The organism is Asticcacaulis aquihabitans, assembly GCF_032490435.1.
GTDB lineage: Bacteria > Pseudomonadota > Alphaproteobacteria > Caulobacterales > Caulobacteraceae > Asticcacaulis.
In genome coordinates, this window is record NZ_JAVGWM010000004.1 from 102574 (window position 1) to 118575 (window position 16002).

Genomic DNA, 16002 nt, shown 5'->3' on the forward strand with positions numbered 1-16002 from the left:
GATATTGACAGTCGTGTCTGCGGCCTTAAGCTTCGTGAACAAAAGAATCACAGGGTGACTTGGCGATATGAGCGGCGACCTTCAAGTAAACAAAATTCTCGGTGCGGTTCTGGCAACCGGCCTGGTTATCATGGGCGTCAAGCTGGGCGCCGAAGCGATCTATAAACGCGAAGCCCCGGAAAAGCCCGGCTATGCCATCGAAGTGGCGGAGGCCGCTGCCGGCGGTGGTGCCGCCGCTGCGGAAGTCCTGCCGGATTGGGGCACGGTCATTCCTAAGGCAGACATTGCTGCCGGCGAAAAGACATTCCAGACCAAGTGTACCTCCTGCCACAACAATGCCAATGGCGGCCCGAACGCCACCGGCCCGAACCTTTGGGGTGTTGTCGGCCGTCCGACGGCATCGCACGGCGGTTTTGCCTATTCCGACGCCATGAAGGCCCACGCCACCGACGCACCGAACTGGTCCTGGGACGCGTTGTTCCACTTCCTCGGCGCGCCGCAGAAGGTGGTCAAGGGCACCAAGATGACCTTCGCCGGCGTCAAGAAGCCGGAAGAACGCATCAACCTGATCGCTTACCTGCATAGCCAGGGATCGACCGGTTACGCCGTCCCGGCTCCCGATCCGTCACGCGCACCGGGTGCGGCTCCTGCCGCAGGTGCGGTACCGGCTTCAGGCGCAGCGCCTGCGGCTGGCGCGCCGACGACCGAAACCCCGGCCAAGCCGGCTTCGGGTACGAAAACGGATACGCCTCTGTCGGGTGGATCGGCCGCATCGTCTTCGGCCGCCGCACCAAAACACTGATTGGCAGGCAATTCAGATGCAAAAGCCCCCGCCGGATGGCTCCGGCGGGGGCTTTTTACTGCGTCTTCAGGGCAGGGTAAAACAGTGAGCACTCAGTTAAGACGCGCGTAAAACAAAAGATTATAGGCGGCGGAAGGCGGTCGGCATTCCGGTGCCGCACGCATCGATGCGATGGATGGCGTCCGCCAGCGGCTCAATCGCCACCTTCATGTGGTGCGCATTGGCGTGAATGATGTTGACGTCGTCGACCATGATGGCGACGTGGCCCTTCCAGAATACCAGATCGCCACGCACCAGACCGCTCAGGTCGGGTCCGATGTCGAGCGACAGGCCCAGCTTGGCCTGCATGTCGGAATCGCGCGGGCAGCCGTAGCCGGCGGCATAGAGCGCCTGCTGCAGCAGACCCGAACAGTCGAGGCCGATGCTTTCGCGCCCGCCCCATTGATACGGGGCGTTGATATAGCTTTCGGCAACGCTGACGAAATCCGACGCAAAGGTTTCGAAGGTCGACAGGTGGTTGGCGAACACCCAGCCCATTTCATTGATATAAGCAAAACCGTTTTCGTAGCGTGTCACCGACACCAGCGCGTTCAGGCTGATCGCCGCTATCGTCGATGATTTCAGGTTCGGGCCAGCGAAGACGTAGGTCCGCAGCGTCGATACGAAATGGGTCGGCAGGTACCAGTCGCGACGGAAAGCAGCCACCGGCACATAGCCGACATAGCCGTCACGCAGGGCCTGGCCCCAGAAGAAGTCGTGCTTGCGCTCGATGACCTTGAAGCGCTCACCCAGCAGGAGTTGATCCAGTTGTTCCGCGCCGTGTTCCGGCTGCGCCAGGATCGGTGCGGTCGCGTCGTAACAGCTCAGGACTTCACCCGCGACATAGGTCTTGGCGCGGATCAGGCCTTCATGCGCCTGATCCGTCACACCGTCCTTGAACGGCGTGACGCGTTTGTCGAAAGGGTCATCGCGATGCGTCATCTAGCTTATCTGCCTTCTACAGGTCACCATCTGGCACATCATCCGGTTTCCCGCCATGCGCCTTTATATGTGCACTTTAGCAGCCGGTTGCAAAGATCGCCTTAACGGCCACGGTCAATAGGAGATTTATGAAAGCTGAAGCAGGTCTTAACGTGCCTCAGTATGATTTCAGCAACTGATAGACCGCGCGCAGCGTCTGAGCTTCGGCGCCGACCGGCCAACCCGCGCGGCCGCGCGGGTTCCAGGCGTAGATGTCAAAATGGACCCATGCACCTGTCTTGGGTGCGAAGCGTTGCAAAAATAGGGCGGCTGTCACCGATCCACCCTGGGCCCACCCGGCGGGGTCGTTGCGCAAATCTGCGATGTCGGAATCGAGCGCCGGATCGTAGCCCTTCCACAGCGGCATCCGCCACAAGGGATCGTACTGCGCGATGGCGGCGACCTCCAAACGGCGCGCGACATCCTCGTCATCGGTGTAGAAGGGAATAACCTCGGGACCCAGCGCCACGCGCGCCGCACCGGTCAGGGTGGCGAAGTCGAGGGTCAGGGCGGGCGCCAGTTCGCTGGCGCGCGCCAGGGCATCGGCCAGGATCAATCTGCCTTCGGCGTCGGTATTGCCGATTTCAATCGACAACCCGGCGCGGGAGGCAATGATGTCGCCCGGACGGAAGGCGTTGCCGGAAATCGCATTTTCAACCGCCGGGATCAGGACGTGCAGGCGCACCGGCAATTGGGTCGTCATCACCCAATCCGCCAAAGCAAGGGCGTGGGCCGCCCCACCCATGTCCTTCTTCATCAGGCCCATGCCGCTGCCGCCTTTGATATTAAGGCCGCCGGTATCGAAGGCCACACCCTTACCGATCAATACGATGACCGGCAGGGTTTCGTCTCCGCCGGCGGGCTTCCACGAGATTTCGATGAAACAGGGCTGATGATCGGAACCGGCGGCACGGCCGACGGCATGAACCGCCGGGTAGTTTTCCTTAAGCAGGTCATCGCCGTAGATGACGGACATGTCGGCATTATGCGTCTGGGCGATCTGGCGCGCCGCCGCTTCTATATCAGCCGGGCCCATGTCGTTAGCCGGTGTATTGACCAAGTCGCGGGCCAGCGAATGCACACGCACCTCGATCGCGATGGACATGCGTTCAGCTTCGCTGAGATGTGCGTCGTTAAGCCTGACCTCGCCGGATGCCGCGGCCGATTTGTAGCGCGTGAAGGCATAGGCGCCGAGGCCCCACGCGACATGGATCGCATGGCTGTCCAAGGTTTTGTCGTATATCAGCGTCCAGGTTCCCTTGGGCAGTTGGCTGGGCAGGCCGCGAAACGTCATCGGCGTATAGGCGGCACGCGGTCCCAGTCCCAGCCAGGCCTTTACCCCCGTTTCGTCAGGCACGATGACGAGTGCGCCGGCCTTGCCGGTAAAGGCCTTCAAGCTGAGATAGGCTGCCTGAACCGGTGTCAGGCTCGCCACCGCAGCGGCCACATCCTCTTCGAAAACGGCAAAAAGGGTATGCTCGGCGGTCGTTTTCGGGGTTTTGATCGGCTTGGACATTTTTGGTTAATTCCGGAGGCGCAGCGTTAACATTTATTAAGAGCTTAACTCTATCTTCATACCGGTCACTGAAATCTTAATCGTCGCGCAATTCAAGTCCGCGCGCAGTCGGGGTTGCCGTCATGTCCATTCGCCTCGCCGCCGTCAGCCTGATCGTTCTGGCTGCCCTCACCGCACAACCCGCCTCCGCTGGCCTGTTCGGCAAGAAGGATAAGACGCCCGACGTAGCCGCTGCTCCGGCTGCGCCGACCACCACACTGGCCCAGACGACGTCTCAAGCCGAGGCCTTCACCCCGGCCACTAAGGCCGAAATCGAAGCCGCCCTGCGCGCCGATCCGCTGGCCCAGGCGACGTTCTTCAACACGCAGTTTTCTCACAATCCGACAAATCCGCAGATCGGACTATATCTGTCCAACGCCTTACGGGCGCTTGGCCGTTACGAAGAAGCCGCCGACACGGCGCATCGCGTCCTGCTGTTCGCCCCTGACAACCAGGATTTGTTGCTTGCGGCGGCCCGCGCACATATTGCCGACAACAACGCCTTTTTCGCTATCGATTCGTTGCAGCACGCGCTGGAGCTCAAGCCCAAGAATTGGCAGGCCTGGTCGCTGCTTGGCGTCGCTTTCGATCAGACCAAGCGGCCGGAAGACGCTCAGAACGCCTGGGCCAAGGCTTTGCAGATTTCCCCTGACAATCCGGTCGTGCTGACCAACATGGCTATGGCCAAGGTCACGCGTGGCGATTTCGTCGGCGCCGAGCCGCTATTGCGGACGGCCGCCGCGCAAACAGGGGCGACAATGCAGGTCCGCCAGAACCTGGCTCTTGTTCTCGGGCTGCAAGGCAAGATGCCTGAAGCCGAACGCCTTCTGCGCCAGGACATGCCGCCCGCGCAAGCCGATGCCAACCTGGCCTGGTTGCAGCAAGCCATAGCCACCCATCCGGCGGCGACCGCGCCCGCCTCAGCCACCGCGCCCGTACGGTCGTGGGATTCGCTGAAATCGAGCGGCAGCTAACCCCCTCCACGGCGTCATCCCCATCACAAATTGTTCCGGTTAACCTTTTCGGTTAGACGCCGCATCGCCATATGTTATGCGTGAGGCGGTACGGCGCGAAGTTGCGTCGGCTTGAGGCGGAAAAGAAATTATCCCCAAAAAGACACACCATATATAGACGTTAACCTATCCTTAACCACGAAATGTGGTGATATAGGTCTGTCACTGGCCTTTAGTATCGATTCGGGATTTTTTATGAGCAGTTCACTAATTTTGTCCAAGTCTTCCGCTGGCCTGCTGATGCCGAGCCACTCGTACAAGCCATTCCGCTACCCTTGGGCCTTTGAATTCTGGCGCAAGCAGCAGCAGGTCCACTGGATCCCGGAAGAGGTGCCGCTGGGTGAGGATTGCAAGGACTGGGCGACGAAGCTCAACGATTCCGAACGCAACCTGCTGACCCAGATTTTCCGCTTCTTTACCCAATCGGACATCGAGGTTCAGGACAACTATCTCGAACGCTACAGCCATGTCTTTAAGCCAACCGAAATCAAGATGATGCTGTCGGCCTTCACCAATATGGAAACCATCCATATTGCGGCCTATGCGCTGCTGCTGGAAACGATCGGCATGCCCGAGTCGGAATTTGGCGCCTTCATGGAATATGAAGCCATGCGCGACAAGCACGACTATATGGGCACGTTCGGTATGGATACCGAAGCCGATGTGTGTCGCACCCTGGCCATGTTTGGCGGCTTTACCGAAGGCCTGCAACTGTTCGCCTCGTTCGCCATGCTTATGAACTTCCCGCGCTTCAACAAGATGAAGGGCATGGGCCAGATCGTATCGTGGTCGGTCCGTGACGAAAGCCTGCACTGCGAAGGCATCATCAAGTTGTACCACGCCTTTAACAAGGAAACCGGTGCGGTCACCAAGTCGGTGGCGGACGATATTATCGACTGCTGCAAGACCGTAGTGAAGATGGAAGACAAGTTCATCGACCTGGCCTTCGAGCAGGGTCCGGTCCAGGGCATGACGCCCGAAGATATCAAGGCCTATATCCGCTATATCGCCGACTGGCGCCTGCGCCAGTTGGAACTGCCGGAAGTGTTTGGTGGCGTGAAGGAAAACCCGCTGCCCTGGTTGCAAGTCTTGTTGTCCGGCGTCGAGCACGCCAACTTCTTTGAAGCGCGCGCCACGGAATATTCCAAGGCTGCTACCAAAGGGCAATGGACCGGTAACGAAGGCGTCTGGGGCGCCTTCGATCAGTTGCTGAAAAAACGCTCCGAAGCCACAAAAAATGGTGTGAATGCCTAAGCAGAAGCCTCCGGAAACGGAGGCTTCTTTGTTTTGGATGTGGAAACGGTGGATGGCGACAAGCGTGCACTGGCTAGCCGTGACCGGCTTATGGGTTGCTTACCCGTCAGCTCTGGGGTCCGCGCCGCATCCTTATGCTATGGCCGCTAAGGTGTGAGGACTGCCAAAGTTTCACTGTGAAACACCTGGCAGGCCAACGGACCAGAGGCACGTGAAGCCGGTTTTTTGACGCACCACCGTCAAGGATATGCGTGTTTCTGGTCCTTTTCGCATCTGGACAATCTGTCATAACTGGCCAACACTTTGCCCCTGAATCAAAAAGGGGAGGCAGGGATGCGTGCATGTCTAGCCGTTGCGGCGATGATCAGTGTAACGGGATGTATGCAACAGTCTGCGCCGGTGGCAGATCCCGTGCCGTCCCAAGCCATGCGTGACACCTTCAAGACGTGCAAATGGGAGAAGGTCGAAAGCCGGACGCTGGTGATATGGAGCTATGCGTGCGGCGAGGACATGGGTAATGTCCGGCTCACCGCTGACACTAAAACCGGGGGCTTTGCGCTCGGTTCGAACGTGCCTGATGGCACATCTCCGCGATCCGTAATCCAACCCTTTCCCAAGTCGGCAAATGCGCCGGTTTCGGCCATTTTGTCCGCCGTGCTGGCCGCGACGGGAGCGCACGGCGCGTCCTGCCAACTGGTCGAGACGGACTATGGGGATTGGGGAAAGGTGTGGCTGCTGGAGCCAACGGGCGCGGAGAGGGTCGCCTATGATAAGGCCAATGCGGTCGAACCGCAGGCCAATCCGTGTGGAGAGCTGGGCATAGGGCCCGCCGGCGACCGCTTCTTCCGCGTATTGGCGGATGATCCGACCCGGGTCATCTACTACGATATGGGCAGCGAAATCCAGATTTTCGATCCATCAACCCTGCGGACGATATCTCGCTAGGCTGTACGGCCAAAAAAAACAGAGCGGCCAAAAAAAACAGAGCGGAAAGACGCATCTGAGGAAACGCCCTTCCGCTCTTATCATCGCTGCCATCCGGCGGGAAAGCAGCGACAATTCATGAATTCTTGCAATCAGGCGTCGTGACGCTTGTTCCACTCATCAACCTGACGATCCGCTTCGTCCTTGGCGATGCCGTAACGTTCCTGAATCTTGCCGGCGAGCAGCTTGCGGTCACCTTCGATAACGTCGAGGTCATCATTGGTCAGTTTGCCCCAGGCCTTCTGAACGTGACCCTTGACCTGTTCCCAGCTACCTTGCACACGATCGTTGTTCATAATTATCTCCTGAATTCAATATGTTAACCTAGAAGATATCTTAGCGGCCTGCCTGCTAAGTTTTCGACGCTTGAGCGTCCGGGTTTCATAAGAAACGCATAAGGCCTTTGGGGTCAGAATATCGCGCTGGGCAGCTTCTGCGGCACGCAGTAGCCTTTTTCCCCGAGATGGCTGTCGCGGCCTAAGCGGCTGTTCTCGATCTCTTCGGCATAGAAGGCGCCGTTTGAGCGATCGAGCGTAATACGCAGCGCGCTACCCCTGCGGGTGACGCGGTTGACCAGGTAATAGGCCGTGCCGCTGACATTTGCCGAACAGCCCACATCGAGACATACCGATTGGCGTATCAATGACTGATGCGCCGGATCGACGAACAGGAACTTGAAGTCGGCGTTTTCATCGGGAAAGACTGGGGACGGGAACAGGTCGATGTAGAAGGTGCCCTGGGAAATGAAACGCGCTCCACGCGTGACCTGGGTTTCGCACTTCAGGCTGACTTGACCCGTGGAAAAGGCAGGGGCGCGCGGGGCTTCCGGAGCGGGTATGGCGGCGGGGGGCGCAGGCGGGGGAGCGGCCAGGGGCTGACTGGTCAAAGGCGGGCTGGTCACCGGAAGACTGGTCGCAGGTTGGCTGATCGCCGGCGCGGATAACGGATGATCGGATGGCTCCGACGTCGTGGGAATCGGTGATTTTGCCGGGAATGAGGGGGTGAGCGCGGCCGTCATGTCCGGGCTGAGCGCGGGTGTCGCAGCGGTAGCTGTGCCGTAGGCCTTATAAGGAATAGGCGACGACGGTGTCACCGGTGCCGCAGCGGGCTTGGCCTTAGGCTTGATCCGCTTCTTGACGGGCTTGGGTGCGGCGTCCTCTTCGAGCGCGCCTTCGGCATGGGCGATCGATGCCAGAATAAATGGCCCGGCCAGAAGCGCGACGCATAAGGCGATCAGCGGCTTCATGCGTCTTCGTCAAAACGGTTGGCGACCAATTCGACCAAGGCGTTGACGGCATCCTCGGCCTGAGCGCCTTCGGCTTCGATACCGATCATCGTACCCTTTCCCGCGCCCAGCATGAGCAGGCCCATGATCGACTGCGCATCGACGCGATTATCGTCTTTGATGACATATATCTGTGCGTCAAATGAAGAGGCCAGCTTCACGAACTTGGCCGAGGCCCGCGCATGCAGGCCCTTGTTATTGCAAATCTCGACGTCGGCACGCACGCTTTGTTCAGTCTCGCTCATTCACCGCCTCCCTGCCGGGGCGCGATGAGAATGGAAGCGTTCGTGGCTTTAGTCCAGTATTTAGTTAGCCCTCAAGCAGCGAAGCGGTAGGGTATATGCAAAGCCCTCAAGCAGCGAAGCGGTAGGGCGGGCGCTGTGGGTAAGTGGATCAGTTATCGCCGGACAGGACGTAGGACGCAACCGTGACGTATTTGCGGCCAGCCTCCTGGGCGTGGCAGACGCAGGCCCCGAGGTCCTCGTTCTTGCGCAGGGAGGCCAGTTTTATGAGCATGGGCAGGTTCAGGCCGGCAATCACTTCTGCTTTGGTTTGCTCCATGACCGAAATGGCCAAGTTGGACGGCGTGCCACCGAACATGTCGGTGAGCAAAATGACGCCATCGCCCGAATCGTTCTTGAAAGTGGCGTCGAGGATATCCTTGCGGCGCTGAGCCACATCATCGTCAGGGCCGATGCAGATAGCGGCGACCTGATTTTGGGGCCCCACGACATGTTCCATCGCCGATACGAACTCGTCAGCCAACCTGCCGTGAGTAACGATGACCAGTCCGATCATAAAAGCATTATCCTTGCACCTTTTGTGCTAAACGCGCCGGTTATTCGCCGGAGGACGAGTAGCCCCGCATCATAATCCCGATTTCATCGCACTGCAAAATGAGATTTACCGCCAACCTGCAAATTTCGCGCCGCCAATAGAGGGGTGTGTCAAATATGACAGGGCCGATAATGCAGGTAATAGATGGCCGCGATGACCTTCAATATGTAAGTCTTTTTAAGGGACTTTCAAGCGTAGCAGGAGTTTGTTGAGGCTGGAGGCTTCGCGCGGGTTGAGGCGTAGGGTTGGGATATTGTGTCCCAGTATGGTTGTGACATCGTGAGCCGGCAAACGCTCGATTGGGTCGGATTGGACCAGAACGGCCAGGCCGATGCGTGTGACCGGCCGGGTCCGTACGCTCATGATGCCCAGCCCCCGCACTTCCATGCGTCCGGCGATGGTTTGCGGCGCCGTCGCGTACAGGGCGCCACCGGACGTCCATAGGTGGCTGTAATCGTCGCTGACCAGGGCGCAGCCTGCATCTATGGCACGTAGGGCCAGATCGCTTTTGCCGCTGCCGGATGGTCCCAGGATAAGCACACCGCGCCACTCGGACCCGACAAGCAGGCTCAAGGTCGTGGCGTGAATGACAAGTTTGCTCATTCGGTCAGTTAATACACCGACGGCAACAGAATGCAAAAGCGCGCCCCAATCACGTTACCTGCCTCATCCTTGCGATTTTCGGCCCATATACGGCCGCCATGCGCGGCGATGATCTGGCGTGAGATTGACAAGCCCAGGCCGGAATTCTTGCCGAAGCTCGTGCCCTTGGGACGCGAGGTGTAGAAGCGCTGGAAGATGGTTTCCAGATTGTCTTCCGGAATGCCGGGCCCGTCGTCTTCCAGAACGATACTGAGCGGCAGGGCAGGATCGAGGCTGCTGTGTTCCAGACGCACGCGCACCTCGCCGCCCGGAGGCGAAAAGGAGCGAGCATTGTCGATCAGGTTGCGGAAGACCTGACCAAGCGGCCCTTCTCGCCCGCTGACCTTGGATGCGGCCGGCGTCAGGGTACGCTTGAAATCGACGCTCACCTCGCCGGCGATATGGCTTTGCTGATAGAGCGAAATGACGTCTTCCAGCAGGGCGCCGATCTCGACCGTGCGCGGGGTATCGCGCGACAGTTCGGCATCGAGGCGCGACGCGTTGGAAATGTCCGTGATCAGACGATCTGCGCGGCGGACGTCCTGATTGATGACGGCCAGCAACTTTTCCTTGGCCGCTTCGTTCTTGACCATGGGCAAGGTTTCGAGCGCGGACCGGATAGAGGTGAGAGGGTTCTTGATCTCATGCGATACATCCGCCGCGAACCGGTCTATTTCTTCCATGCGCCGCCACAAGGTGTCGGTCATGCTTTCCAGGGACCGCGCCAGTACGCCGATTTCGTCGCGGCGGGCTTCCAGGTCGGGCAGGGATATGGCGCGTGTCTTGGCCATGCGGACGCTGTCGGCTGCGGCGCTCAGGCGCTGGATCGGCCGTGACACGAGCCATGTCAGCAATAGAGACGACAACATGGTGACGCCGAACGCGATCAGTATGAAGGGTAGCATGGCCAAACGCTGAGCCTGGACGATCTTGTCAACGTCTCCGCCTTCGATCGTAAGGACGCCCAGCACTTCCTTGACGCGTTTCAGCGGAATAGAAACGGAGACAATCTTGACGCCCCGTTCGTTCGCGCGAACCGTGGCCGATTCCGATCCCGACAACGCCATCATCACTTCTGTGCGTAACTGCTGCTCCGCCACCTGGCGAAGGGCTTCGCGTTTGGACGTCTTGTCCTTGGGCACGGGATCACCCGGCGCGCGCGCGGGCGCCAGCGTATGAACGTCGATGGTGTCGGACAATGGATACGAGTCAAGCAGTTGCTTGCCCTTGTCGTCGAACAGGCGGGCGCGCTGGCCGGCCGGTATAAACCGGCTAAGGACAAAGACGGCGTTCTCCGGCTCAAGGTGCGGCTGGGGCTCGCCCTCGGTCGATACTTCGGCGATGACCTCGGCCATCAGTTCGGCCTGGGAGGTCAGGGACTTGATCTGGGTGACAATCAGGCTGCGGCGCAGGTCGCTAAGGACCAGCGCGCCAATGACCAGAATGACCAGTCCAAGCAGGTTCAGCCCGAAAATCAGACGCCCAAGGCGGGATTGACCGAAGGGGAACCGTTTAAACCAGGGTCTGGCCATCAGCCACTTTCCAGAATGTACCGGAAGCGTGGGCTTCCTGGCGAAGGGTCATGCGATGCTCGGGCCGGGTTTGCCGCCAAGCTGAGATTTCTGGTCCAGATTTCTTGTTTCAGATTTCTGGACCCAGATTTCCCGGCCTAGATTTCGCGGTAACGATACCCGACACCGTACAGGGTTTCGATCGAATCAAAGGTTGGATCGACCTGACGGAATTTCTTACGCATGCGCTTGACGTGGCTGTCGATGGTGCGGTCATCGACATATACCTGGTCGTCATAAGCGGCATCCATCAGGTTGTCGCGGCTCTTCACGAAGCCGGGACGCTGGGCGAGGGCATGCAGCAGAAGGAATTCCGTGACGGTCAGGCGAACGGGCCTGCCGTCCCACGTGCATTCGTGGCGGGCGGCGTCCATGACCAGCTTGCCGCGCTTGAGCGATTTGGCGTTCAGCGCTTCGGTGACTTCCGGCGCCTCGCCTTGCTCGACAATGCCGGCGCGGCGAAGTACGGCCTTGACGCGTTCGAGCAGTAGGCGTTGCGAGAACGGCTTGTGCATGTAGTCGTCGGCGCCGAGGTTGAAGCCGAGCACTTCATCGATTTCGTCATCTTTGGACGTCAGGATGATAACCGGCAGGTTGGAGGTGGCCCGCAAGCGGCGCAACACTTCCATGCCGTCCATACGCGGCATCTTGACGTCGAGGATGGCAAGATCGGGCGGATCTTTTTCAAGGGCTGCCAGACCGGCAGCGCCGTCGTAATAGGCCTGTATCGTGTGTCCGCCGCTTTCCAACGCTAAGGAGACGCTGGTGACAATGTTTTCGTCGTCGTCGACCAAGGTAATTCTGGCCATATTTTCTCCAGTCCGCAGGTAAAGCCTGCCTATTTCACTACCGATGCCAAATCGAATTACAAAAAGTCCATTCGGATTTTGGACAGGCGCGTTTGATCCATACAACCTTAGGCGCGTTCTTTTAAAGGCGTCAACGCGGCGAATTCGCGGCCATAAGGATAATTTAATATCATATGTGTAAGATTTTGAAGAATATCAAGCAGGTGACAAACAGGCATGAGCCATCATCCGGTGCATTACGAGTTGTTTTCGCGCCGCACCCCACAGGCCTCGTGGGTGCTCGAAATGGCGTCCGAAACACGCAATCTGGTTATGGAAGCGGCGGAAGACATGCTGAAAGGCGGTCGTTCGGCGGTTCGCGTCTCTAAGGAGATGTACGATCAGGACAGCGGCGAGTTCCGTAGTCTGACCGTCTTTGAAAAGGGCGTGACGGCGCCGGCGAAGAAGCTGAAGCTGGCGCCGGACACTGACACAATCTGCACCAGCCCTCAGGACCTCTATACCCCGCTGGCCCGTGAAAAAATTTCCCGTCTGCTGGAAGACTGGCTGAACAAGCAGCAGGTGACACCGTTTGAACTGTTGCATCGCCCTGACCTGGCCGAAAAATTGGAAGCGTCCGGGAGTGATCTGCTGCATGTGGTGCAGAAGCTGGCTGTGCCGGAAAGTCATGATACCGGCCAGGACCTGCATAACCTGATGCGACGTTGGACAGCTCTGTTCGACAAGGCCTGCACGCGCCTGATTCAGGATGGCCGAAAAAACCTGTTCCCAGCCACCTCGCCGGAGACGGCCGTGGCTCTGGCGGCCCGGTTGCAGGCGCACCCCGAGCGCACCTACATCTTGGGCGGCGCCGTCGCGTCGGCGCTTAAGCCGCACAAACGCCCCGCCGCGAAGCTTGAGCTGCTCTTGCAGTTCGCGCAGGCCTTCGCTGGTCAGGAGACCTGCGGCTGGGCCTTGCAGATGATCGAAGGGCCGGTGGTCGAGATTTTCGCTTCGCGCGCCAGTCTGAATGATGTGCTGGGTCAGGAAACGGATCTGGGGGATTCCATGGCCGTCATGACACGCATGGCGGCGGGCCGCGAAGTCGCCTGCATCGCCGATGTCGATCCGCGCGTTGCGCGGCTGATGCCGCCGCTTGACGGTGTGCTGGGCGGGTACCACGATTTAATTCGTGACGGTCGTCTGCCCCATTTGGCGAACAGCATTTCGCGCCGCCTGATGCAGGAATTGAAAGGGCCACGTCGCCTGAAGCCGGGCAACCCGGATGGCGAGATCGAAACCCTGCGTGTCCTGGCCCTGTGCATGACGGCCGCGGGCCGCGACGATGCCCAGCGTGAGGACATCAAGGATGCGTTTGCGGAGCGCTCCAAGAAGCTGGTATCCGCCGATTTCGTCGATAGCCTGTTGCAAACCGCCGTATCACCGGCCGATGAGGCCGACAAACTGATCTGGCTATGCGAAAACATGGTTGGCGCCGCCAATAAACGCCAGGCCGCGCGTTGGCTGACCCAGATTGTTGGCGCGGCCAAGTTCGAACGCTATATGCGCGAAAGCGGCCAGGGCAATACCCGGTCGCCGGCGCAACGTCTGCTGGCCCTGGCCCAGATGCAAGACCGGGTCCGCGCCGCAGCGCTTATCGATCAGGATAGTCAGGAGATCAGCCTGAAGCTGGGGCAGATCGGTGATCGGATCGCCGGAGAGATCAAACTGCTGGCGCATGTGGTGCGCGGCAATTTCCCACCGATGCAGAAATTATCCATGCTGCTCAGTTTCGCCTCTGGCCGGTCGGCACCGCTGGGCCCATTGAGCGACCAGGCGAAGGCCGAAGTCATGCGTATGCTGCGCGACCCGCAAATCCGCTCAGGCCTGTCGTCCCAGCCGCAGATACTTGCGACCTTGCGGCCGATGATGCAGGCGGCCGGTTTAGCGGCGTAGCGGATCGCAAGCCGAATTCGGGATAGACCGCAGACGTCAGGCCGGGTGCCTGAAATTCAGCTCAAGCAGCACATTGTTGGGATCAACCACGAACAACTGCGTCAGATCGATTTCCGGTAGTTCGGTACGTTCATAACGCAGGCCGCGGCCCTCTAGCCGTCGCACCATTTCTTCAAGCCCGTCGCATTCGAAGGCGATATGATGGATGGCGCCGGTCGTGCCGCCAGGAATGACTTCGCGCGTATAGGTGTTGTCCGTTCCGAACAGGTTGAGGTGAATGACCGCGCGGTTCTTGCTGTCATATAGCCATTGTCGTTCTTCCGGCTTCCGGCGCGGCGCGGTGCGGGCTTCAAGCCCCAGCAACTCGCTGTAAAAGGCGATGGTTTGCGCCATGTCGCGCGTCTGAATATTGATATGGTTGAGATTCTTTACGATCATATTGCCACAATAAGCAAAAAGCGCGGCGATGTTCAACCGCCGCGCCTTGCCTATAGTGTGTTGCTCCAGCCGTGGGTAGGGCTATGCCGCCCGTACGTGCGCCAGGAAACTATTGATCTGGCTGCGCAGGTTTGACGCCTGATGTGCCAGTTCTGCCGATGCGCTGAGGACCTGAGAAGCACCCGCGCCGGTTTCCTCGGCCATGCGTGCCACGCCGGTGATATTGTAGGTGACTTCCTGTGTGCCCGATGACGCCTGATTGACGGCGTGGACGATTTCGCTGGTCGCCGCGCCCTGTTGTTCCACAGCGGCGGCGATGGTGGAAGAGGCGATGTTGATGTCGCGGATCGTGCCGGTAATGTTGCCAATCGCTTCAACCGCGCGCTGGGTCGTGGTCTGAATGCTACCGATATGCTGGCTGATTTCGGCGGTGGCCTTGCTCGTCTGCTGGGCCAGTTGCTTGACCTCGGCGGCGACGACCGCGAAGCCTTTCCCGGCCTCTCCCGCGCGCGCCGATTCGATCGTGGCGTTTAGCGCCAATAGGTTGGTCTGGGCGGCAATGCCTGTGATCATGTCGACAATGCCGGTGATGCGGCCGGCGGCCTCTGACAATTCGAAGACGATGGCGGCGGTGGCGTCGGCTTCGGTAACGGCAGCGCGGGCCTTGGCCGACGAATGTTCGACCTGGCGGCCGATCTCGGACACGGATGCGCCGAGCTCTTCGGCTGAACCGGCGACGGAGGTGACATTGGTGCCGGCCTCTTCGGCGGCGGCGGAGACGGAAATGGCCTGGGCGGCGGATTCCTGGGCGGACGACGTCAATTGCGATGCCGTGGCTTGCATCTCCGTGGCCGCCGAGGATACCATTTCGACGATACCGCCGACGGCGTTTTCGAACTGATCGGCAAGTTCATACATGGTTCGCTTGCGCTGTACTTCCTCGTCTTCGCGTGCCTGACGGCTGTCTTCTTCCAGTTGACGCGTGCGGATCAGATTGTCGCGGAAGACTTCGACGGTCATCGCCATGTCGCCGATTTCATTGTGTTCGCCGGCATTGGGAATAGCGACCGTCGTATCGCCGTCGGCCAGCTTCTGCATGACGCTCGACATGCGCTTTATCGGCGTCGAGATCGTGCGGATCATCACAAAGCCGATGACGACACAGACCAGTGCCGTAAAGCCGAGGGCCAGCATGATCAAGGTCACGGCGGATTTACCGAGCGCCATTCCGGCTTGCGCGGCGTTATGACCTTCGGTGAGTTGGTAGGCGCGGTCGGCCCGGATAGCTGTGCGGGCAAGGTTGGCGCTGTCTTGCATATCCCCGAAATAGAGACTTACGGCCCCGTTCAGGTCGCCGGCACCAGCCATATCGAGCAAGGCACCGCTCGTTGTGAGATAGGCGCCGACAGAGGTATTGATCGAGTCGGCCAGGGCTTCTTCCTTACCCTTGGTGATCAGCGGCTTATAGGCGGTCAGCGAGGCGGAAACGGCTTTCTCCGAATCCTTGATCATGTCGGCCAGTGCCGCCTTCTTTTCGGTGGGAGCCAGCAGGTACTGGCCCTGGCGCGCGCGAAGCCGTTCGAAGTCCTGGGACAGGTCACCCAGAACATTTGCAGCCGGCAGCCAGTTTGTGCCCACATCGTTGGCAGCGGCGTTCACGGCGCCGAGGCGGAGGATCGAGAAGATGCCGAGAGCAGCGGTAGCGCACAAGACCACGGCAAATGCCGCAATAACACGTGCGCGGATCGTCATATTTTTCAGCATTTAGCCGTTCCCAGGGGCCGGATACGCAAAACAGGTCGCATCCGGCAGCCTGCGCAAACTGCGGCGGATCGGTGGCCCTAATACGCAGCCCGT

Annotated in this window: 16 protein-coding genes; 5 read left to right on the forward strand and 11 right to left on the reverse strand. The window is 59.6% G+C overall.

Features of this window, described 5'->3' with window-relative positions; all coding sequences use genetic code 11:
* Positions 1–67: 67 nt before the first annotated feature.
* Positions 68–802: a c-type cytochrome gene (locus tag RCJ00_RS14865; RefSeq protein WP_316222922.1), complete on the forward strand. Its 735-nt coding sequence runs from the start codon at positions 68–70 to the stop codon at positions 800–802.
* Between the two features lie 120 nt (positions 803–922).
* Here the strand turns inward: RCJ00_RS14865 and RCJ00_RS14870 are convergent, their stop codons facing one another.
* Positions 923–1783, reverse strand: coding sequence for a C40 family peptidase (locus RCJ00_RS14870; RefSeq protein ID WP_316222924.1), 861 nt, complete (start codon positions 1781–1783; stop codon positions 923–925).
* 157 nt (positions 1784–1940) lie between these two features.
* Complete coding sequence (locus RCJ00_RS14875; protein ID WP_316222925.1) at positions 1941–3338, reverse strand: leucyl aminopeptidase family protein; 1398 nt, start codon at positions 3336–3338, stop codon at positions 1941–1943.
* A gap of 122 nt (positions 3339–3460) precedes the next feature.
* Between RCJ00_RS14875 and RCJ00_RS14880 the strand changes: the two genes are divergently transcribed.
* The 3 genes from RCJ00_RS14880 to RCJ00_RS14890 all read left to right on the forward strand — a co-directional run bounded on the left by RCJ00_RS14880 (position 3461) and on the right by RCJ00_RS14890 (position 6589).
* Positions 3461–4351 carry a tetratricopeptide repeat protein gene (locus RCJ00_RS14880; protein ID WP_316222927.1) on the forward strand — a complete coding sequence of 297 codons (891 nt, stop codon included), beginning with the start codon at positions 3461–3463 and terminating at the stop codon, positions 4349–4351.
* 234 nt (positions 4352–4585) lie between these two features.
* Positions 4586–5644: a ribonucleotide-diphosphate reductase subunit beta gene (locus RCJ00_RS14885; protein WP_316222928.1), complete on the forward strand. Its 1059-nt coding sequence runs from the start codon at positions 4586–4588 to the stop codon at positions 5642–5644.
* Between the two features lie 333 nt (positions 5645–5977).
* The gene (locus tag RCJ00_RS14890; RefSeq protein ID WP_316222929.1) at positions 5978–6589 is read left to right on the forward strand and encodes a hypothetical protein; all 612 of its coding nucleotides are present in this window, start codon (positions 5978–5980) and stop codon (positions 6587–6589) included.
* Positions 6590–6720: 131 nt separating this feature from the next.
* Here RCJ00_RS14890 and RCJ00_RS14895 read toward each other — a convergent pair whose 3' ends face one another.
* The 7 genes from RCJ00_RS14895 to chvI all read right to left on the reverse strand — a co-directional run bounded on the left by RCJ00_RS14895 (position 6721) and on the right by chvI (position 11772).
* Positions 6721–6924, reverse strand: coding sequence for a CsbD family protein (locus RCJ00_RS14895; protein ID WP_316222930.1), 204 nt, complete (start codon positions 6922–6924; stop codon positions 6721–6723).
* Between the two features lie 113 nt (positions 6925–7037).
* Entirely contained in the window at positions 7038–7874 is an 837-nt protein-coding gene (locus RCJ00_RS14900; RefSeq protein WP_316222931.1) for a hypothetical protein, read from the reverse strand.
* Positions 7871–8158, reverse strand: coding sequence for an HPr family phosphocarrier protein (locus RCJ00_RS14905; protein ID WP_023457373.1), 288 nt, complete (start codon positions 8156–8158; stop codon positions 7871–7873). Before RCJ00_RS14905 ends, RCJ00_RS14900 begins: the two co-directional genes overlap by 4 nt.
* Positions 8159–8306: 148 nt before the next feature.
* Entirely contained in the window at positions 8307–8711 is a 405-nt protein-coding gene (locus RCJ00_RS14910) for a PTS sugar transporter subunit IIA (protein ID WP_316222932.1), read from the reverse strand.
* A 216-nt stretch (positions 8712–8927) separates the two neighbouring features.
* Positions 8928–9353, reverse strand: coding sequence for an HPr kinase/phosphorylase (locus RCJ00_RS14915; protein WP_316222934.1), 426 nt, complete (start codon positions 9351–9353; stop codon positions 8928–8930).
* A gap of 8 nt (positions 9354–9361) precedes the next feature.
* Positions 9362–10924, reverse strand: coding sequence for a two-component sensor histidine kinase ChvG (gene chvG / locus RCJ00_RS14920; protein WP_316222935.1), 1563 nt, complete (start codon positions 10922–10924; stop codon positions 9362–9364).
* Positions 10925–11061: 137 nt separating this feature from the next.
* Positions 11062–11772 (reverse strand): two-component response regulator ChvI, encoded by a 711-nt coding sequence (chvI, locus tag RCJ00_RS14925; RefSeq protein WP_316222936.1) that lies wholly within the window; start codon positions 11770–11772, stop codon positions 11062–11064.
* A 216-nt stretch (positions 11773–11988) separates the two neighbouring features.
* Here chvI and RCJ00_RS14930 point away from each other — a divergent pair, with 216 nt between their 5' ends.
* A complete protein-coding gene (locus tag RCJ00_RS14930; RefSeq protein WP_316222937.1) occupies positions 11989–13707 on the forward strand; it encodes a hypothetical protein in 1719 nt (572 codons plus the stop codon).
* A 36-nt stretch (positions 13708–13743) separates the two neighbouring features.
* Here the strand turns inward: RCJ00_RS14930 and RCJ00_RS14935 are convergent, their stop codons facing one another.
* Positions 13744–14145 carry a VOC family protein gene (locus RCJ00_RS14935; RefSeq protein WP_316222939.1) on the reverse strand — a complete coding sequence of 134 codons (402 nt, stop codon included), beginning with the start codon at positions 14143–14145 and terminating at the stop codon, positions 13744–13746.
* A gap of 81 nt (positions 14146–14226) precedes the next feature.
* A complete protein-coding gene (locus tag RCJ00_RS14940; RefSeq protein WP_316222941.1) occupies positions 14227–15909 on the reverse strand; it encodes a methyl-accepting chemotaxis protein in 1683 nt (560 codons plus the stop codon).
* Between the last annotated feature and the right edge of the window lie 93 nt (positions 15910–16002).